The organism is Salibaculum sp. (assembly GCF_035270045.1).
Taxonomy (GTDB): Bacteria; Pseudomonadota; Alphaproteobacteria; order Rhodobacterales; family Rhodobacteraceae; genus Salibaculum.
The window spans coordinates 16,044-33,420 of the sequence record NZ_DATFIP010000058.1 but is presented as its reverse complement, the minus strand read 5'-3'; the positions used below and the strand labels follow the sequence as shown (position 1 = coordinate 33,420).

The window sequence follows — 17,377 nt, the reverse complement described above, 5'->3', positions numbered from 1 at the left end:
GGCCGGGCGGCTTCGGAATGGCCGGGTATTTGAGACGGGGTGACACATGGAGCTGAGTGCGCGCGAGGATATCGAGGCCCCGGTCGAACAGGTTTTCCGGGAAGTGACGGATTTCGCGGTCTTCGAGCGCGCGATCATGCGGCGGGGCGGCGATGTCGGGTTGCTGGAAGGACCGGTGCCCCCCGAAACGGGCGCGCGCTGGGAGGTGAAATTCCGCCTGCGCGGCAAGAACCGGCGGGTCCTGGCTACGCTGGAGCGTCTCGACCCCGGCCAAGGCCTGACCATCGGCTTCGTTTCGCCGAACATCAAGGGCCATTGCACGGTCGACCTGGTTGCGCTGTCGGCCAGCCGGACCCGTCTGAACGTGGTGATCGTGACCCGCCCGGTCTCGATCGCGGCCAAGGTGCTGGCGCAGTCCCTGCGCCTCGGGCGCGGCCGGATTGAGCGGCGTTTCCGGACCACTGTCGCCACCTATGCCGAGGATATCGAGGCGCGCCACCGGGAGCGGGCGTGACCTGACCGGACTGGCTCAGGCGCGTTCGTGGCGCCGCGGCGCGGCCGGGTAGACCCCCATCAGCTTGATGTGGTCCGTGAAATAGTCCAGCTCTTCCATGGCCAGTTGGACGTTGCGGTCGTCCGGGTGGCCCTCGATCTCGGCGTAGAACTGGGTGGCGTGGAAGTCGCCGCCTACCATGTAGCTTTCGAGCTTGGTCATGTTGACGCCGTTGGTCGCGAAACCGCCCATGGCCTTGTAAAGCGCCGCGGGGATGTTGCGGACCCGGAAGATGAAGCTGGTCATCATGCCGTGCTTGCCGCGCCGCTTGAAATCGGGGTCGCGGGCCATGATCAGGAAGCGGGTCGTGTTGCGCGCATGATCCTCGATATGGCGGGCCACCACGTCCAGCCCGTAAATATCGGCCGCCAGCTCAGAGGCCAGTGCACCCAGGCTGGGGTCTTCGCCCAGGGCCACCTCGCGCGCCGCGCGGGCGTTGTCGGAACTGACCCGCGTCTGGATCGCGTTCTCGCGCAGGAACCCCGAGCATTGCGGCAGGATCACCACGTGCCCCAGGGCGGTGCGGATATCGGGCAGCCGTGTGCCCCGCATGCCCAGAAGGTTGATGTGCACCCGGATGAAGACCTCGTCGATGATGTGCAGTCCGCTTTCGGGCAGAAGGTGATGCACGTCGCCGACGCGGCCGTAAATCGAGTTCTCGACCGCGATCATGCCCAGGTCGGCCTCACCCTTTCGGACCGCCTCGATGGCTGCGTCGAAGGTGGCACAGGGCAGGGGCTCGTGGTTTGGCAGGGCCTCCTTGCAGGCCTGGTGGCCATAGGCGCCGGGTTCTCCCTGGAAGGCGATACGCTGGGTCATCCGCGGTTCTCTCCCACTGTCGGATCATGCGATGGGCATTTCGTCGCGCTGCTACACCTTGAACAATGCAGGTGGAAGCGGATAGATGACGTCTGAATCAGGAACCAGATGGAACGCGACATGTTCGACACAATGACGATGACCAAGATCCTGGGCGGCTTCTCCGGCACGCTTCTGGTATTCTTGCTTGGCAGTTGGGCGGCGGAAACGATCTATCACGTGGGCGGTGGCTACGGCGATGATCAGGCGCAGGCCTATGTGATCGAGGTCGCGGAGGATGACGGTGCCGAAGAGGACGTGGTCGAGGACGAAGGCCCCGAGTTCTCAGAGGTCTTCGCCAGTGCCGATGCCGCGGCGGGGGAATCCCAGTGGCGTGCCTGCCGTGCCTGTCACGCACTGGAGCCGGGTCAGAACATGACCGGCCCGACACTCTACGACGTGGTCGGACGCGAGATCTCTGCGGTCGAGGGCTTCAACTACTCTGGCAGCCTTGTCGAGGTCGCCGATGTCTGGACCCCGGAGAACCTGAACGGGTTCCTCGAGAACCCGAGCGGCTGGGCCCCCGGCACCGCGATGTCCTATGCCGGCATGCGCCGCATCGAGGATCGCGCCGACCTGATCGCCTACCTGGAAACGATCGGCGAGTGATCCGGCGGCGGCCGTCCTGCCCATCCTACAGGAAGGGTCGCCCGCCGGGGCGGCCCTTTTTCGTGCTCGGAGGCTGCCTTGACACCTGTTGGCATAGGCGGGGGGAATGGCACCCGATTCACGCGCGATCACGCATTCTCAACTTGAAGGCTGGACCTTTCGCCCATTAGCCTCATCCTCAAGCTCACAGAACGCCGGAGGAATGACCATGCGCAGACCTGCCACCGAACCCCGGAGCGCCCGCGCCCGGGCCCTCAGCGCCCCCGCCGTGCCGGATTGGCGCGCCTGGGCCATGGGCGGACTGCTGGTGATGGGGAGTGCGGTTGGCGCCTGGGCCGAGGGCCATCAAGATGTCACGGTCAGCCACGGCTACACCAATTTCGGTGATCTGAAGTATTCCGCCGATATGGAACACCTGGACTACGTCAATCCCGAGGCACCCAAGGGTGGCGAGATCAGCCAATGGTCCCAGGGCAGCTTCGACAGCTTCAACCGCTATACCCGCGAGGGGGTGGTCGCCGCGCTGACAGGGATCATGTATGAAAGCCTGCTGGTGTCCACGGCAGACGATCCCTACGGTCTCTATTGCTATCTCTGCGAAACGCTGGAATACCCCGACAGCCGTGACTGGGTGATCTTCAACCTGCGTGACGACGTCACCTTTTCCGATGGCCGCCCGATGACGGCCGAGGACGTGGCCTTTACCTTCCAGCTTTTCATGGAACAGGGCATCGCCGAATACCGGACGGTGGTCGAGGGCTTCGTCGAGCAGGTCGAGGTGCTGGACGAGCACCGCATCCGGTTCACCTTCACCGAGGAGGCCCCGCGCCGCGACGTGATCGGCTTTGCCGGCGGGACGACGGTATTCTCGAAATCCTGGTTCGAGGAGACCGGCGCGCGCATCGACGAAAGCACCGATACGCCCTTTCTGGGCACCGGGGCATACGTGCTGGACAGCTACGAGACGAACGAACGCCTGATCTACGCCCGGGATCGCGACCACTGGGGCGCCGATCACCCGCTCAACGTGGGCCAGAACAATTTCGACACCATCCGGGTCGAGTATTTCGCCGACAGCGCCACAGCCTTCGAGGCCTTCAAGGTCGGCGCTTATACCTTCCGCACCGAGAATTCTTCCAAGACCTGGGCGACGGGCTACGATTTCCCGGCGCTCGACAATGGCTGGATGGTCAAGAAGGAACTGCCCGACGGCAACATCGGATCCGCGCAGTCCTTCGTGTTCAATCTCGACAAGCCCGAATGGCAGGACCCTCGCGTGCGTGAGGCAGTGCGCCTGATGTTCAACTTCGAATGGTCCAACGAAACGCTGTTCTACGGCCTTTATGAACGGGTCGAATCCTTCTGGCAGAATACCCGTCTGCAGGCGCGGGGCACGCCGTCCGACAGTGAACTGGCCCTCCTGCGCCCGCTGGTGGACGAGGGGCTGCTGGACCCGACCATCCTGACAGACCCGGCGCAGATACCACCGGACTCCCGCGCCGAACGGTCCACCGACCGGGGCAACCTGCGCCGCGCATCGGATCTGCTGGACGAGGCGGGCTGGATCGTGGGCGACGACGGCATCCGCCGCAAGGACGGGCGAGTGCTTTCGCTGACGGTGCTGCAGTTCTCGCCGGCCTTCGATCGCATCGTGAATCCCTATGTCGAGAACCTGTCGCGCCTCGGGGTCGACGCCGAGCTTGAACGGGTGGACACCGCCCAGTACGTGGAGCGCCGCCGGACCGGAGATTTCGATCTGGTCAACCACACCCTGACGCAGGGCTTCGAGCCGGGTATCGCCCTCAAGCAGTGGTTCCACAGTTCCACCGCCGATGACAGTTCACGCAACCTCATGCGGTTGCGTGATCCGGCCATCGACCGGCTGATCGATCACGTCATCGACGCGCAGACCCTTGACGAGATGACGACGGCGACCCACGCGCTGGACCGGGCCCTGCGTGCCTACGGCTTCTGGGTGCCGCAGTGGTTCAAGGATGTGCATACGGTGGCCTATTACGACATGTATCGTCACCCCGAGAACATGCCCCCCTTCGCGCTGGGCGAGCTGTCCTTCTGGTGGTATGACGCGGACCGGGCGGAAGATCTGCGCGAAGCAGGCGCCTTTTAGGACAGAGGGAAGGGCAGGCAGGCCACATGGGCGCCTATATCCTGAGACGCTTGCTGCTCGTGATCCCCACGTTGCTGGGGATCATGATCATCAATTTCACGCTGGTGCAATTCGTGCCGGGCGGCCCGATCGAGCAGATCATCGCCCAGATGGAAGGCTCGGGCGATGTTTTCGAGACGATCTCGGGCGGCGGCAGCGAAACGGTCGAGAGCGGTGACACCAGCTATGCCGGGGCACAGGGGCTGCCGCAGGAATTCCTGGACGAGCTGCAGGTCGAGTTCAACTTTGCCCGCGTGGTCTGCGAAGACGGTTTCACCGGAGAACCCAGCCTGCGCGCCGAGGGGTGCGCGGCGGTTCCGGTGCCCACGCTTGAACGGTTCTTCATGATGATGTGGGACTACATGCGCTTCGATTTCGGCGACAGCTACTTCCGCTCGGTCGGCGTGCTCGAACTCGTGGCCGAGAAACTGCCCGTCTCGATCACGCTGGGACTGTGGTCCACGCTGATTGCCTACCTGGTCTCGATCCCGTTGGGCATCCGCAAGGCAGTGCGCGACGGTTCGTCCTTCGACACCTGGACCAGCGCGGCGATCATTGTCGGTTATGCCATCCCGGGCTTTCTCTTCGCGATCCTTCTGATCGTGCTCTTCGCCTCGAACAACTGTTTCCAGATCCCATGGCTTGCCGAGCGCTTTCCCGAGCTGCGCAATTTCAACCCCACCTGCCACAGGATCTTTCCGCTGCGCGGCCTGACCAGCAGCAACTTCGAAGACCTCTCGGCCATGGGGAAGGCGCTGGACTACCTGCATCACATCGTGCTGCCGGTGCTGGCCCTGACTATCGGTGCCTTCGCCACGCTCACCCTGCTGACCAAGAATTCCTTTCTTGAAGAGATCAAGAAGCACTACGTCATCACCGCCAAGGCCAAGGGTGTCTCGGAACGCCGGGTGCTTTACGGCCATGTCTTCCGCAACGCCATGCTGATCGTGATCTCGGGTTTTCCGGCCCTGTTCATCGGGGTCTTCTTCGGCGGCAGCCTGATCATCGAGACGCTGTTCTCGCTCGACGGGCTGGGGCGGCTGGGCTTCGAGGCGACGCTGGCGCGCGATTACCCGGTGATGTTCGGCACGCTTTTCACCTTCTCGCTGCTGGGGTTGGTGGTGGGCATCATCACCGACCTGACCTATGTTCTGATCGACCCGCGGATCGACTTCGAGAGGCGCGACTAGATGGCCGATCCCGCCCCCGATCATACCCCGGAAAATGGCGGGCAAGATTACTTGCGCGTGCCCCGGCGGAGGTGGTTCGAGCCCTCGCCACTCAACAAGCGGCGCTGGCGCAACTTCACCCGCAACCGCCGCGCCTACTGGTCGCTGTGGATCTTCCTGGTGCTTTTCGGACTCAGCCTCTTTGCCGAGTTCCTGGCAAACGACAAGCCTATCCTCGTGAACTACCGCGGCGAGCTGCGGATGCCCGTCTTCACCTTCTACGCGGAACGCGAATTCGGCGGCGATTTCCCCACCGAGGCGCCCTATCGCGACATCGAGGTCGAGTGCCTCATTATCACCGGCGGGTTGGAGGATTGCTTCTACGAACCGGACGAGATGATCGCCGCCGCGGAGGCGGGCACGATAGACCATCCGGATTTCCAAAAGGGCTGGCTGCTCTGGCCGCCGATCCCGTATTCCTTTGACACCATCGTCGATGTGCCCGGCGTGGCGCCCTCGCCGCCCGACGGCAACAACCTGTTGGGCACCGACGACACCAAGCGCGACGTATTGGCGCGAGTGATCCACGGCTTTCGCCTGTCCATCCTGTTCACGCTCATCGTGACCTCGCTGGCCTCGATCATCGGGATCGTCGCGGGGGCGATCCAGGGCTTCTTCGGCGGCTGGATCGACCTGGTCTTTCAGCGTATCCTCGAGATCTGGTCCTCGACGCCGTCGCTCTACGTCATCATCATCCTCTTCGCGATCCTGGGGCGAAGTTTCTGGTTGCTGGTCTTCCTGACGGTACTGTTCGGATGGCCGGCGCTGGTGGGCGTGGTGCGCGCCGAATTCCTGCGCGCGCGCAATTTCGAGTATGTCAGGGCGGCGCGGGCGTTGGGCGTGTCCAACCGTACCATCATGTTTCGCCACATGCTGCCCAACGCCATGGTCGCCACGCTGACCCTGCTGCCCTTCATCATCACCGGCACCATCGCCACGCTGGCCAGCCTTGATTTCCTGGGCTTCGGCCTGCCGTCCTCGGCGCCCTCGCTGGGCGAGCTGACGTTGCAGGCCAAGCAGAACCTGCAAGCCCCCTGGCTGGGCTTCACCGCCTTTTTCACCTTTGCGATCATGCTGTCGCTGCTGGTGTTCATCTTCGAGGGGGTGCGCGACGCCTTCGATCCCAGAAAGACCTTCTCATGAAGACGATCCTCGACGTGCAGGACCTGTCGGTCAGTTTCCGGCAGGACGGCGAGACGACCCGGGCCGTGAAAGGGGTCAGTTTCCAGGTGGGCGATGGTGAGACCGTTGCACTGGTGGGCGAAAGCGGCTCGGGCAAGTCTGTCACCGCGCTGTCCACCGTGCGGCTGCTGGGCGATAGCGCCCAGATCGAGGGCTCCGTCCGATACGAGGGCGAAGAGATGGTCAGAGCGGACGAGGCCAAGCTGCGACGAGTGCGGGGGAATGACATCAGTTTCATCTTCCAGGAACCGATGACGAGCCTTAACCCGTTGCACACCATCGAGAAACAGCTGCGCGAGTCGATCGAGTTGCACCAGGGTCTGCGCGGCGCGGCTCTGCGCGCGCAGATTCTCGAATTGCTCGACAAGGTCGGTATCCGTGACGCCGAGTCGCGCCTGATCGCCTATCCGCACCAGCTTTCGGGTGGTCAACGCCAGCGCGTGATGATCGCCATGGCCCTGGCCAACGGCCCCGATCTGCTGGTTGCGGATGAGCCGACGACAGCGCTCGACGTGACAATCCAGGCTCAGATCCTCGAATTGCTGGACCGGCTCAAGCAGGACATGAACATGTCCATGCTCTTCATTACCCATGACCTTGGTATTGTACGCAAGATCGCCGACCGGGTCTGCGTGATGAAGGACGGCGAGATCGTGGAGCAGGGTAGAACCGAGGTCATCTTCCAAGACCCGCAGCATCCCTACACCCGGATGCTTCTGGCAGCTGAAAGCACCGGTGACCCGACGCCCGTGCCCGCGGAGGCACCGGTTGTGGCCGAGGCCGAGAACCTGAAGATCTGGTTCCCGATCCAGGCCGGTCTTCTCAAGCGCACGGTGGGTCACGTCAAGGCGGTCAACGATGCCACCTTCACCGTGCGCGCCGGGGAAACGCTGGGGGTGGTCGGCGAAAGCGGGTCGGGCAAGACCACGCTGGCGCTGGCCATGATGAAACTGCTGGGCTCGCAGGGGCGGATACTGTTCCAGGGGCGCGAGATCCAGGATTTCCGCGAAAAGCAGATGCGCCCTCTGCGCGGCGAGATGCAGATCGTCTTCCAGGACCCTTACGGCAGCTTGTCCCCACGCATGACCGTGGAACAGATCATTGCCGAGGGGCTGAGTATTCACGCCGTCCGGACGCCAAGCGAACAGCGCGCCATGGTGGCCGAGATCATGGCTGAGGTGGGCCTCGACCCGGTCACGATGGACCGTTACCCGCACGAGTTCTCGGGCGGGCAGCGCCAGCGCGTCGCCATCGCCCGGGCCATGATCCTGCGGCCGCGCCTTCTGGTGCTGGACGAGCCCACCAGCGCCCTGGACATGACGGTGCAGGTGCAGATCGTCGACCTGCTGCGCGACCTGCAGCGCAAGTATCAGCTGGCCTACCTGTTCATCTCGCATGACCTCAAGGTCGTGCGGGCACTGTCGCACAAGATCATCGTGATGAAGCAGGGCGACGTTGTCGAGGCCGGGCCGGTCGACCGGGTATTCGACGCGCCCGAAACCGACTATACCCGCGAGTTGATGGCTGCCGCGCTGGGCTGAGGCCCCCCGCGGCGCGGCTCAGGCCAGTGTCACCGTTGCCGGGTCAAATCCGTCGATTTCGACCGTGCAGGTCTGGCCGCGCGCCAGTGGGCCGACCCCCGCCGGCGTGCCGGTCAGGATCAGGTCGCCGGGTTGCAGCGTCAGCAGGCGCGACACGTGGGCGATGATCTCCTCGACGGGCCAGATCATTGCCGACAGGGGGGCATCCTGACGCAAGACGTCATCGACCCGGCAACGGATCGATCTGTCGCCGGCGAGGTCCACGCCCCTGTGCAACCTGCCCAGGACTGCGGAGTTGTCGAACCCCTTGGCCATGTCCCAGGGGCGGCGCATCTGCTTTGCCTCTGCCTGCAGGTCGCGGCGGGTCAGGTCGTTGGCGGCGGCCAAGCCCCAGACGTGGGACAGCGCTGCTTGCGGCGCGATCTCAGCCCCGCCAGTGCCGACCAGAACGGCCAGTTCCGCCTCGTGGTGCAGGTTGTCGGTGGCAGGCGGATAGGGAATGGTCGTACCCGAGGGCACCACCGCGCTGGCCGGTTTGAAAAAAAAGAAGGGTGGCTCGCGCTCCGGGTCGTTGCCCATCTCGCGGGCATGCTCGGCGTAGTTGCGTCCCACGCAAATCACCCGGTGCAGGCGAACCCCCGTATCGGGCTGGTCCGTCGAGAAGACGGGCAGGGCAGGCGGTTGAACGGCAAGATGGGGCATGGGGGTGTCTCAGGACGGACCGATCATGAAGCAGGAGGTGCCCCGCGCCTGAAGCCGCGTGCAGGCAAGCTCTGCCCCGTCACGGGTCAGGCCCATGAAATTTGCGTCGAACCCACGGGGGCCCTGTCGCACGCGGCGCAGCGCCCCGTCGAGCGAACTCATCTCGTTGAGCGCGACGCGCAGAAGCACCCGCTCGGCCTGGTAGCGTGAATTGTATCGGCCGACATTGACCCCCCAGTGGCGCCCGCCCGAGGTCGAGATCCGGGTGACGACCTCGGGTTCCGAGGGCGCTGTCGCCGGGGCCTTGGCAGAGGCAACCGCCTTCTCGTCGGGGCGTGCCGGCGGGATCGGCGCAGCTTCGGGAGCGCGCGCGGTCTCGCTTTCGAGGACCTCTGTCACGGCGCTCTCGATCACGTCGGCATTGGCCAGCAACAATGCCTCGGCCGGGACGGTTTCAGGTGCAGGCCGCAGCATTGGCCGCAGCGAGCGGCTGACCAGCCCGCTGGCGCGGGTGTTGCGCGTGCCGCCGCCGCCGGCAAAGGCCGGCGCGGGGCTGGGGCGGGCCAGCCGCGCGCGGCTGGGTGCGCGGGCAAACCCCATGTTCATGAGTTCCGCCACACGGGCATTGCGGGCCGAGGTCGAGGAACCGCCGAACATGGTGGCAATGATTCGTTCCTGCCCGCGCTCGGCAGAGGCGGTCAGGTTGAAACCGGCGGCACGGGTATAACCCGTCTTGATTCCGTCGGCCCCGCGATAGGATCTCAGGAACTGGCGATTGGTATGATTGACGGTGCGCACCCCGGCATCGGCGCGCACGCGCGAGAACAGGTTGTAGTATTGCGGGAAGTCGTAAATCACGTGGCGGCCCAGGATGGACATGTCGCGGGCAGTGGACATGTGCCCGCTTTCCGTCAGTCCGTGGGCGTTGCGAAAGGTGGTGCGGGTCATCCCCATGGCCCGGGCTGTGGCGTTCATGCGCCGGGCAAAGGCGGCTTCGTTGCCCTCCAGCGCGATGCCGATGGCGGTGGCCGCGTCATTGGCCGACTTCACCGCTGCTGCCCGGATCAGATAGCGGAACCGGATCTGCTGGCCCGCGCGAAGGCCCAGTTTCGACGGCGGTTCGTTCGCGGCCAGCGGCGTGATGCGGACCATGTCGTCGAGGCCGATCTCGCCGCGTTCCACGGCCTGGAACGCGATGTAGAGCGTCATCATCTTGGTCAGCGAGGCCGGGTGCAACTGAGTGTCGGCATTACGCGAATGCAAGACTTCCCCGGTGCGGGCGTCCATAACCATGGCCGCATAGGGGGCCGACCGCGCGGTGGCGGGCGCGAGCGCGGCAAGGATCATCACGGATAGCATGAGTAACCCCGCCACACCGGGGGTGTTCAATCGACGTTTCACGTCACTGCCCTTTGTCTGCCTCATGGGGGCCGGTTTTCTGGCCTTCCTCAGAAGAGACGATAGCACGGTCCGTGCGCCGGGAAAATATCTTATTTTCAACACTTTTCACTGTGCCCTTGATGTGCCCGCCGGCATATCTTGGGGGTTCTTTTGCAGCACCCCCCAAATCCGCGCCTCACGTTGGGCACATGCCGGGCACCCCCTTTTCACAAGACCCCCGGAGGTTATATGAAAAGGATTGAAAACGGAGTGCGCCGCAGGATACGGGATCGCCATGCTGCACAAGACCTACATGACTTCCGGCAATGATCAGGACGACGACGGCGACGTCGGCGTAAAGGTGGACACCCGCACCAAGACCAAACGCCCGCCGCTCTACAAAGTGTTGATCCTCAATGACGATTACACGCCCATGGAATTCGTCGTGCATGTTCTGGAACGCTATTTCGGCCTGACCCATGCGCAGGCTGTGGAACTGATGCTGACCGTCCATCAGAAGGGGGTGGCCGTGGCCGGTGTTTACAGTCACGAGATCGCCGAGACCAAGGTGGCGCTTGTCATGGATCTGGCGCAGCGCCACCAGCATCCGCTGCAATGCACCATGGAGAAGGAATAGGCCCCGCGCCGGTTCCTCGACGGATGGCACATTCCCGCCTGACCCTCGCGCTGGACAGCGCCGCGCCAGTGCTGCCCGATGGCCCCGTCCGCGTGCTGCGCCCGCCTGCCGATTACGATCTTTCCGCGCTGGAGCCGGCAAGGGTCGAGATCGACCATGGCTTCAAGCCGGACCACGACGCCTGGGCCGCGCGCGGCTACGCCACGGCAGGGTCCGGCCCGGTGCCCACGGTGCTGGTGGTGGTGCCGAGGTCCAAGGCCCTTGCGCGGCGTCTCGTCGCCCATGCCCTGCACGCCGCGACCGGGCTGGTGATTGTCGACGGTGCCCGCACGGACGGGGTCGACAGCCTTTACAAGGCCTGCCGTGGATGGGCGCCCGTTGCTGGCACGCTGATCAAGGCGCACGGGCGGCTGTTCTGGTTTGCTCCAGACGGCGTGCCCGATTGGGACACGCCAGACCGGTGGGTCGACGGGTTCCGCACGCAGCCCGGCGTCTTTTCCGAGGGCAAGGTCGACCCCGGCTCGCGCCTGCTGGCCGGAGCGCTGCCGCCCTTGTCGGGCCGTGTGGCCGATCTGGGCGCGGGCTGGGGCTATCTCTCGGCGGCGGTGCTGGCGCATCCCGGCGTGACTCACCTGGACATGATCGAGGCCGAGGCCCTGGCGCTGGATTGCCTTGCCGAGAACATCTCCGACCCGCGCGCCCGGGCTCTCTGGGCTGACGGGACCCGGTTCACGACAGAGACGCGCTATGACGCCGTCGTCACGAACCCGCCCTTTCACAGCGCGCGCAAGGGCTTGCCCGAACTGGGGCAGGCCTTCCTGGCTACCGCGGCCCGCCTGCTGAAGCCCTCGGGCAGTCTCTACCTTGTGGCCAACCGGCACCTGCCCTACGAGACCCGCTTGCGGGAATTGTTCGCTCAGGTGCAAGAGGTCGGTGGCGACCGGGCCTTCAAGCTGATACGCGCCGCTCGCCCGCGGCGCTGAAATCGCCTAGCGTGGCGGAGCGGGAATCGGCGTCAGGAAGCGAGAGACCGACATGAGCTTTTCCATCGAGGGCAAGACCGCCATCGTCACCGGTGCGGCAAATGGCGTCGGCCTGGCCATCGGGCGGCATTTCGTCGATCAGGGGGCCAACGTGGTCTTCGCCGACATGGACGATGCGCGCCTGGGCCAGGAACTTGGCGACACGGACATCGACGGGTCGCGCTACCGCAGCTTTGCCTGCGACCTGCGGCAGAAACTGTCCATCGCCAATCTGCTGTCCATGACGATCGACGCCTACGATCGCGTCGATATCCTGGTCAATGCATCGCGCCAGATGATGACCTCGGACCCGCTCGATCCGGCCGGCGACAACGTCGAGGAACTGATCCAGCAGAACCTGATGACCTCGTTGCGGCTGACCCAGGCCATCTCGAAACGGATGATCAAGCAGGCAAAAGGGCAGGAAAGCGGCCCGGCGGGATCGATCATCAACCTGAGCTCCATCGCGTCGCGCCTGGCAAACCCCGAGCTGCTGGGCTATTCCATATCGGCCGCCGCGCTGGACCAGATGACGCGTTCCATGGCCGTCGCGCTGGCCCCGCACCGAATCCGCGTCAACGCCGTGGCCTTCGGGTCGGTCATGAGCGCCAGCCTGAAAGGCGCGCTCAAGGAGAACGAGGGCTACCGCGACGAGATCATCGACCACACGCCTCTGGGGCGGATCGCGGGCCCGGGCGAGGTTTCGGACGCGGTGCAATACCTGGCCTCGGATGCCTCGGGTTTCGTGACCGGCGAGATCATAACCGTGGACGGCGGGCGCACGCTGATCGACCCGGTCGACGCGCCCGCGCACTGATATTCAAGTCACTCCGGGTGGATGGCGATGCACTGGCGGATGCGGTCCTCGGCCGCCTCGGCCTCGGCGTTGCGGCGTTTGCGCAGGTCGCCCAGCTTGGCGCGTTCTGCGGCCACGTTGATGGCGACTGGTTCCTCGCGCGTGTAGGTGCGGGTCTTCTGGCAGGGAAAGGTGAAGGTGCTGCCGTCCTCGTTGGTGCCGGTACAGGTTCGGGTAACGGTGCGCAGGTCCTGGACCTCGGCCAGTGCGTATCCGCGATCTATGTTGCCCTGGGCCGTGGCGATCTGCGCGTTCAGGAGGCGCAACTTGCCCTGGGCCTCGGCAATGCAGGCCTCGCGCGGGGTGGCGCAGGCAGCAAGGATGACAAGTGGCAGCAGGTAAACGATGGGTTTCATGGGAGGATGCCTTGGTGTTTGACGGAAGCGCGCGGTTGCGACGACCGGGTCTTGGCCGCCATCCCCAAAGGATGCTAAGGGCCGCCGCTAGGTAATAACAAGAGGGTTAACCATGGCCGCTGACGAAATGACCGAGCAGAAGGCCCGCGCCTCGGCCTGGTTCCGCACCCTGCGTGACGAGATTGTCGCCGCCTTCGAGGAGGTGGAGGATGCGCAGGAATCCGGGCCGTTCGCCGACGTGCCCCCGGGCCGCTTCGAGGTGACAGAGACCCGCCGCAAGGGCGCCGAGGGCGAGGATGCCGGCGGCGGGCTGATGTCGGTGATGCGCGGGGGCCGGGTTTTCGAGAAGGTTGGCGTCAACGTGTCGACCGTCCAAGGCACGCTGGGTGAAAAGGCCCAGGCGGCCATGATGGCGCGCAAGGGGCTGCCGGGAATGGTGGATGATCCGCGGTTCTGGGCCTCGGGTATCTCCCTGGTCGCGCACATGCAGAACCCGCATACGCCGGCGGTTCACATGAACACGCGGATGTTCTGGACGCCGCATGCCTGGTGGTTCGGCGGCGGGTCGGACTTGAACCCCTGCATTGAGTACGAGGCGGACACGGCGCACTTCCATGCCATGCAGAAGGCACACCTCGATCCACACGGGGAAGAGCATTATCCGCGCCTGAAGGACTGGGCAGACGACTATTTCTACATACCCCACCGGCACCGGGCGCGAGGTGTTGGCGGCATCTTCATGGATGACCACTGCACCGGCGACTGGGAGTGTGATTTCGCCCTGACGCAGGATATCGGCCGGGCCTTCCTGCCGGCCTTCCTGCCTTGCGTGGAAGCCCGACGCGACCTGCCCTGGACCGAGGCCGAGAAGGATACCCAGCTTGTCCATCGCGGGCTCTATGCGGAATACAACCTGGTCTATGACCGGGGCACAAAGTTCGGCCTGGAGACTGGCCATGACGCAAATGCCGTGCTGATGAGCCTGCCGCCCATGGCAAAGTGGGTGTGACCCGGGCGGCGACCGTTCAGTGGCCGCGCAGAAACGCGCGGTAGGTGGTCAAGTCCTGGAACCGGGCATAGCCGAAGTTGGTGTCACCGTAGATCGAGCCGTCGCGCAGGACCGCGTATGTGAATGGACCTTGCATGGCGACACGTTCCGGGTCTGTTAGGGGAATCGGAAGGACGCTGAAGGCGCCCGGAATGCGAGTTGGGTCGATCCGCTCGATCCCGTCGCCGGGAATTGGAACGGGCATGACCATTACGGAAGCCCCGCCGTCGAGGGGTCGGACCCGGGTGCCAGACTGGTCGAGTGATTGACGGTCAAGCGTCAAGGGGGCATCGGGGTCGATATAGGGGATCTCGATCGGTGTTGCGCCCACGGAGGGCGGCAGACGCACGTCGTCCGCCACGGCAAGACCGCCGAATAGCGCCAGAGGTGTGGCGAGAAACAGGGATTTGAGTAGAGACATAGCGGTCCTCATGACTGGTTGGCCGCAGCATTCTGTGCCAGGTCGCCGGCGTGCGCCATGACAGCGGACAAGGCGCGACGGTATGAAGAGTGGTAGAATGAAAGGTTGGCGGACGCCGCTCGGCTATCGCCATCGCCCTGCCCGCCGTCCCGGTCAGCGTGCCGCCTCGACCAGCGCCTTGAACAGTGCCCTTTGGCGGCGCGCGTAGAACAGGTGTTCGGGGTGCCACTGCACGCCCAGGGCAAAACGGACACCGGTCGCCTCGACGGCCTGCACCATGCCCCCCTCGTCGCGGGCGGCCACGCGCAGGCCGGTGCCCACGCGGTCCACCGCCTGGCTGTGCAGGGCGTTCACCGTCATTTCCTCTGGTCCGGCGATGCAGGCCAGGGCACTCCCGTGCAGGGGGCATACACGCTTGCGCGGCAGGATCGTACGGTGCCGGATGCTGCGCTGATGATTGGCATAGGCATCCTGGTCGAGCGTGCCGCCCGCCGCCACGTTGATCATCTGCGCGCCGCGGCAGATGCCCAGAACGGGCATGTTGCGTGCCAGCGCCTCTCGTGCAAGCCGCAATTCCAGCGCGTCCCGGTCGGGGTCGATCCGGGCCGAGAGGTGCAGCGTGCCGCCGTAAAGCTCGGGCGATATATCGTCGCCACCGCCGATGATGAGGCCGTTCACGCCATCGAGTTGCGAGGGCCTGCCTGCGCCCCAGCGCACGGCCTGTCCGCCACCCAGCCGGACGTTCAGGGCCACCAGCGGAAAGATGCGCCAGCCCGACCGGGCCGAGGTCGTCACCGCGATCCGGGGTTTGCGCATCAGGTCAACCCGGCCTGCGCGAGGATCTCGCCAACCTGCGCGCGCCAGTCGGGACGCAGGGTCGTCAGTGCGGCCCGATGGCCCTGCCAGGCCGTCTTCAGCCGGTCCAGCACGTCGGCATCCGCCGCGATCCGTTCCACCAGGACCCAGCGGTTCCATTCGGCGGCAACTGACCACGCGGGTTCGTCAATGCGGCAGTCGGGCAGGCGGTAGTGCCAGGCCGGTCGGGCCGAGATAGCGCCGAGACCGTCCAGCGCCTGCGCGACCCGGTCCTCGTCGAGATGTGCGAGCACCGGCAGCATGTCCAGGCCGCGGTTGCGGGTCGCATTGTGGGAAAGACAGGCGTCGAAGAGATCATCCAGGGTCCAGTCCCGCGCCCCGGCCAGGCAATCCACGAAGCCGCGAGGGAAGGGATCGGAAAAGGGCAGGACGCGGCGCGCCACGTCCATCTCGCCGCCATAGCGCAGGCGGTCTTCGAGCAGGGCATAGGCGGTGAGGGTCGGCAGCAGGTCCGCGATCCCCGGTCCCGGGATTTCTGGGTTCAGGTGCAACCCGAAGCCCAGGAATATTCCGTCGCGCGTGCCGATGGCCCCGGCAGTTCGCAGTGCCGCGCAGAGGTGGTCGACCTGCGGCAACTGGTCGAAAGTTAGCGGCGGCGTGACGATCTCGATCGGCACCACTGTGCGCGACAGGTCCAGCCCGATCTCGGCCAGCGGTCCGTCGAGCCTGTCGCGCAGGGCGGTGTCGAGGTATATCTCCAGATCGCCCAGCATGCTGCCCGTCAGGCGCAGTTCGTGGTCGCCGCTGGCCATGGTTTCGCCGCCAAGGGTGTCCCGCGCGATCCGGGCGGCCTCGGTCTCGGTCAAGCCCCCGAACTCGATCTCGACCCCGGCGCGGCGGTCGGTTCCGAGCGGCAGAGGCAGGAACGCGGGAGTGTCCATGCGGCCCTCACCCGCCCCGGATCGTGTCGATCATCAGTTGCACGTTCTGGGGGTCCGCGTCTGGCGTGATCCCGTGGCCAAGGTTGAAGATGTGCGGGCCATTCGACAGAGCATCGACAACACGGCGTGTCTCGCGCACGAGATCGTCGCCGCCGGTCACCATGTGCGAGGATTTCAGGTTACCCTGCACACAGCCGCCGGTTTGCACGTTCTCGGCGGCCCATTCCGGCGACACCCCGTCATCCAGCGCGATACAGTCGGCCCCGATGGCCTTGTGCAGGCCGACATACTCTTCGCCCGCGCCGCGCGGGAAGGCGATGACGGGCAGGCCCGGATGCCGCTCCTTGAGCGCCGCTGTGATCCGGCGAGCCGGGTCCACCGCGTATTTCTGGAAGTCCTGGCCCTGCAGCGATCCGGCCCAGCTGTCGAAGATCTTGACCACCTCGGCCCCGGCGTCGGCCTGGGCTGACAGGTATTCGATCGTCGCCTCGGTGATTCTGTCCAGCAGCGCCTCGAACAGCGGACGGTTTTCGGCCTTGAGCGCATGGGCCGGGCCCTGGTCGGGAGTGCCGCGCCCGGCGATCATGTAGGTCGCGACGGTCCAGGGCGCCCCGGCGAAACCGATCAGCGTCGTCTCGGCCGGCAATTCCCCGGACAGGATGCGGACGGTCTCGTAGATCGGCGCAAGATGATCGTGGATGGCGTCGGCCGGGAGCAGCGCGTCGAAACCGGCCTGGTCGGTGAGAGTGGACAGGCGCGGCCCTTCGCCCGTGACGAACCACAGGTCGGCCCCCAGTGCCTGCGGCACCAGCAGGATATCGGCAAAGAGGATCGCCCCGTCGAACCCGTAGCGGCGGATCGGCTGCAGCGTCACCTCGGCGGCAAGGTCCGGCGTGTAGCACAGCGAAAGGAAGTCCCCCGCCTGCGCCCGTGTGGCGCGGTATTCGGGCAGGTACCGGCCGGCCTGGCGCATCATCCAGATCGGCGGGGTGGGCAGGGTCTCGCCCCCGAGGGCGCGCAGGATTGTCTTGTCGGTCATGGGAACTCCTATCAACGGTA

Annotated in this window: 18 protein-coding genes; 10 read left to right on the top strand and 8 right to left on the bottom strand. The window is 65.3% G+C overall.

Annotated elements, in window-relative coordinates:
- The first annotated feature begins 46 nt into the window (after window positions 1-46).
- Window positions 47-514, top strand: a complete 468-nt coding sequence (locus VJ897_RS10005) for an SRPBCC family protein (RefSeq protein ID WP_324055468.1) — start codon at window positions 47-49, stop codon at window positions 512-514.
- 15 nt (window positions 515-529) lie between these two features.
- Here the strand turns inward: VJ897_RS10005 and VJ897_RS10000 are convergent, their stop codons facing one another.
- Window positions 530-1,372: a prephenate dehydratase gene (locus VJ897_RS10000; protein ID WP_324055467.1), complete on the bottom strand. Its 843-nt coding sequence runs from the start codon at window positions 1,370-1,372 to the stop codon at window positions 530-532.
- 120 nt (window positions 1,373-1,492) lie between these two features.
- Between VJ897_RS10000 and VJ897_RS09995 the strand changes: the two genes are divergently transcribed.
- From VJ897_RS09995 to VJ897_RS09975, 5 genes are all read left to right on the top strand, one after another.
- Window positions 1,493-2,020: a c-type cytochrome gene (locus VJ897_RS09995; protein ID WP_324055466.1), complete on the top strand. Its 528-nt coding sequence runs from the start codon at window positions 1,493-1,495 to the stop codon at window positions 2,018-2,020.
- 208 nt (window positions 2,021-2,228) lie between these two features.
- Window positions 2,229-4,148: an extracellular solute-binding protein gene (locus tag VJ897_RS09990; protein ID WP_324055465.1), complete on the top strand. Its 1,920-nt coding sequence runs from the start codon at window positions 2,229-2,231 to the stop codon at window positions 4,146-4,148.
- A gap of 26 nt (window positions 4,149-4,174) precedes the next feature.
- Window positions 4,175-5,377, top strand: a complete 1,203-nt coding sequence (locus VJ897_RS09985; RefSeq protein WP_324055464.1) for a microcin C ABC transporter permease YejB — start codon at window positions 4,175-4,177, stop codon at window positions 5,375-5,377.
- Complete coding sequence (locus VJ897_RS09980) at window positions 5,378-6,559, top strand: ABC transporter permease (protein WP_324055463.1); 1,182 nt, start codon at window positions 5,378-5,380, stop codon at window positions 6,557-6,559.
- Window positions 6,556-8,139 (top strand): ABC transporter ATP-binding protein, encoded by a 1,584-nt coding sequence (locus tag VJ897_RS09975; RefSeq protein WP_324055462.1) that lies wholly within the window; start codon window positions 6,556-6,558, stop codon window positions 8,137-8,139. The genes VJ897_RS09980 and VJ897_RS09975 overlap by 4 nt, the downstream gene beginning before the upstream one ends.
- An 18-nt stretch (window positions 8,140-8,157) precedes the next feature.
- Here the strand turns inward: VJ897_RS09975 and VJ897_RS09970 are convergent, their stop codons facing one another.
- Complete coding sequence (locus VJ897_RS09970) at window positions 8,158-8,841, bottom strand: fumarylacetoacetate hydrolase family protein (RefSeq protein ID WP_324055461.1); 684 nt, start codon at window positions 8,839-8,841, stop codon at window positions 8,158-8,160.
- A gap of 9 nt (window positions 8,842-8,850) precedes the next feature.
- Complete coding sequence (locus VJ897_RS09965; protein WP_414706724.1) at window positions 8,851-10,242, bottom strand: D-alanyl-D-alanine carboxypeptidase family protein; 1,392 nt, start codon at window positions 10,240-10,242, stop codon at window positions 8,851-8,853.
- A 274-nt stretch (window positions 10,243-10,516) separates the two neighbouring features.
- Here VJ897_RS09965 and clpS point away from each other — a divergent pair, with 274 nt between their 5' ends.
- Genes clpS through VJ897_RS09950 form a run of 3 tightly spaced genes read left to right on the top strand, consistent with a single transcriptional unit; the run spans window position 10,517 to window position 12,697 of the window.
- Window positions 10,517-10,858: an ATP-dependent Clp protease adapter ClpS gene (gene clpS / locus VJ897_RS09960; protein ID WP_324055460.1), complete on the top strand. Its 342-nt coding sequence runs from the start codon at window positions 10,517-10,519 to the stop codon at window positions 10,856-10,858.
- A 23-nt stretch (window positions 10,859-10,881) separates the two neighbouring features.
- The gene (locus tag VJ897_RS09955) at window positions 10,882-11,841 is read left to right on the top strand and encodes a class I SAM-dependent methyltransferase (protein WP_324055459.1); all 960 of its coding nucleotides are present in this window, start codon (window positions 10,882-10,884) and stop codon (window positions 11,839-11,841) included.
- A gap of 52 nt (window positions 11,842-11,893) precedes the next feature.
- The gene (locus VJ897_RS09950; RefSeq protein WP_324055457.1) at window positions 11,894-12,697 is read left to right on the top strand and encodes an SDR family NAD(P)-dependent oxidoreductase; all 804 of its coding nucleotides are present in this window, start codon (window positions 11,894-11,896) and stop codon (window positions 12,695-12,697) included.
- 8 nt (window positions 12,698-12,705) lie between these two features.
- Here VJ897_RS09950 and VJ897_RS09945 read toward each other — a convergent pair whose 3' ends face one another.
- Window positions 12,706-13,092 carry a hypothetical protein gene (locus tag VJ897_RS09945; protein WP_324055456.1) on the bottom strand — a complete coding sequence of 129 codons (387 nt, stop codon included), beginning with the start codon at window positions 13,090-13,092 and terminating at the stop codon, window positions 12,706-12,708.
- 112 nt (window positions 13,093-13,204) lie between these two features.
- On the opposite strand from VJ897_RS09945, the gene hemF reads away from it, so the two are divergent.
- On the top strand, window positions 13,205-14,101 hold the full coding sequence (gene hemF / locus VJ897_RS09940; protein ID WP_324055455.1) for an oxygen-dependent coproporphyrinogen oxidase: 897 nt from the start codon (window positions 13,205-13,207) through the stop codon (window positions 14,099-14,101).
- Between the two features lie 16 nt (window positions 14,102-14,117).
- Here hemF and VJ897_RS09935 read toward each other — a convergent pair whose 3' ends face one another.
- From VJ897_RS09935 to hemE, 4 genes are all read right to left on the bottom strand, one after another.
- Entirely contained in the window at window positions 14,118-14,561 is a 444-nt protein-coding gene (locus tag VJ897_RS09935) for a hypothetical protein (protein ID WP_324055454.1), read from the bottom strand.
- 153 nt (window positions 14,562-14,714) lie between these two features.
- Window positions 14,715-15,377 carry a gamma-glutamyl-gamma-aminobutyrate hydrolase family protein gene (locus VJ897_RS09930; protein ID WP_324055453.1) on the bottom strand — a complete coding sequence of 221 codons (663 nt, stop codon included), beginning with the start codon at window positions 15,375-15,377 and terminating at the stop codon, window positions 14,715-14,717.
- Entirely contained in the window at window positions 15,377-16,318 is a 942-nt protein-coding gene (locus tag VJ897_RS09925) for an amidoligase family protein (RefSeq protein WP_324055452.1), read from the bottom strand. The genes VJ897_RS09930 and VJ897_RS09925 overlap by 1 nt, the downstream gene beginning before the upstream one ends.
- 7 nt (window positions 16,319-16,325) lie before the next feature.
- The gene (gene hemE, locus VJ897_RS09920; protein ID WP_324055451.1) at window positions 16,326-17,357 is read right to left on the bottom strand and encodes a uroporphyrinogen decarboxylase; all 1,032 of its coding nucleotides are present in this window, start codon (window positions 17,355-17,357) and stop codon (window positions 16,326-16,328) included.
- Window positions 17,358-17,377: the final 20 nt, after the last annotated feature.

Excerpts from the sequence above, each read along its gene's own strand:
- VJ897_RS10005 (WP_324055468.1), top strand. The coding sequence starts at position 47 with ATGGAGCTGAGTGCGCGCGAGGATATCGAGGCCCCGGTCGAACAGGTT.
- VJ897_RS10000 (WP_324055467.1), bottom strand. The coding sequence starts at position 1,372 with ATGACCCAGCGTATCGCCTTCCAGGGAGAACCCGGCGCCTATGGCCAC.
- VJ897_RS09995 (WP_324055466.1), top strand. The coding sequence starts at position 1,493 with ATGTTCGACACAATGACGATGACCAAGATCCTGGGCGGCTTCTCCGGC.
- VJ897_RS09990 (WP_324055465.1), top strand. The coding sequence starts at position 2,229 with ATGCGCAGACCTGCCACCGAACCCCGGAGCGCCCGCGCCCGGGCCCTC.
- VJ897_RS09985 (WP_324055464.1), top strand. The coding sequence starts at position 4,175 with ATGGGCGCCTATATCCTGAGACGCTTGCTGCTCGTGATCCCCACGTTG.
- VJ897_RS09980 (WP_324055463.1), top strand. The coding sequence starts at position 5,378 with ATGGCCGATCCCGCCCCCGATCATACCCCGGAAAATGGCGGGCAAGAT.
- VJ897_RS09975 (WP_324055462.1), top strand. The coding sequence starts at position 6,556 with ATGAAGACGATCCTCGACGTGCAGGACCTGTCGGTCAGTTTCCGGCAG.
- VJ897_RS09970 (WP_324055461.1), bottom strand. The coding sequence starts at position 8,841 with ATGCCCCATCTTGCCGTTCAACCGCCTGCCCTGCCCGTCTTCTCGACG.
- clpS (WP_324055460.1), top strand. The coding sequence starts at position 10,517 with ATGCTGCACAAGACCTACATGACTTCCGGCAATGATCAGGACGACGAC.
- VJ897_RS09955 (WP_324055459.1), top strand. The coding sequence starts at position 10,882 with ATGGCACATTCCCGCCTGACCCTCGCGCTGGACAGCGCCGCGCCAGTG.
- VJ897_RS09950 (WP_324055457.1), top strand. The coding sequence starts at position 11,894 with ATGAGCTTTTCCATCGAGGGCAAGACCGCCATCGTCACCGGTGCGGCA.
- VJ897_RS09945 (WP_324055456.1), bottom strand. The coding sequence starts at position 13,092 with ATGAAACCCATCGTTTACCTGCTGCCACTTGTCATCCTTGCTGCCTGC.
- hemF (WP_324055455.1), top strand. The coding sequence starts at position 13,205 with ATGGCCGCTGACGAAATGACCGAGCAGAAGGCCCGCGCCTCGGCCTGG.
- VJ897_RS09935 (WP_324055454.1), bottom strand. The coding sequence starts at position 14,561 with ATGTCTCTACTCAAATCCCTGTTTCTCGCCACACCTCTGGCGCTATTC.
- VJ897_RS09930 (WP_324055453.1), bottom strand. The coding sequence starts at position 15,377 with ATGCGCAAACCCCGGATCGCGGTGACGACCTCGGCCCGGTCGGGCTGG.
- VJ897_RS09925 (WP_324055452.1), bottom strand. The coding sequence starts at position 16,318 with ATGGACACTCCCGCGTTCCTGCCTCTGCCGCTCGGAACCGACCGCCGC.
- hemE (WP_324055451.1), bottom strand. The coding sequence starts at position 17,357 with ATGACCGACAAGACAATCCTGCGCGCCCTCGGGGGCGAGACCCTGCCC.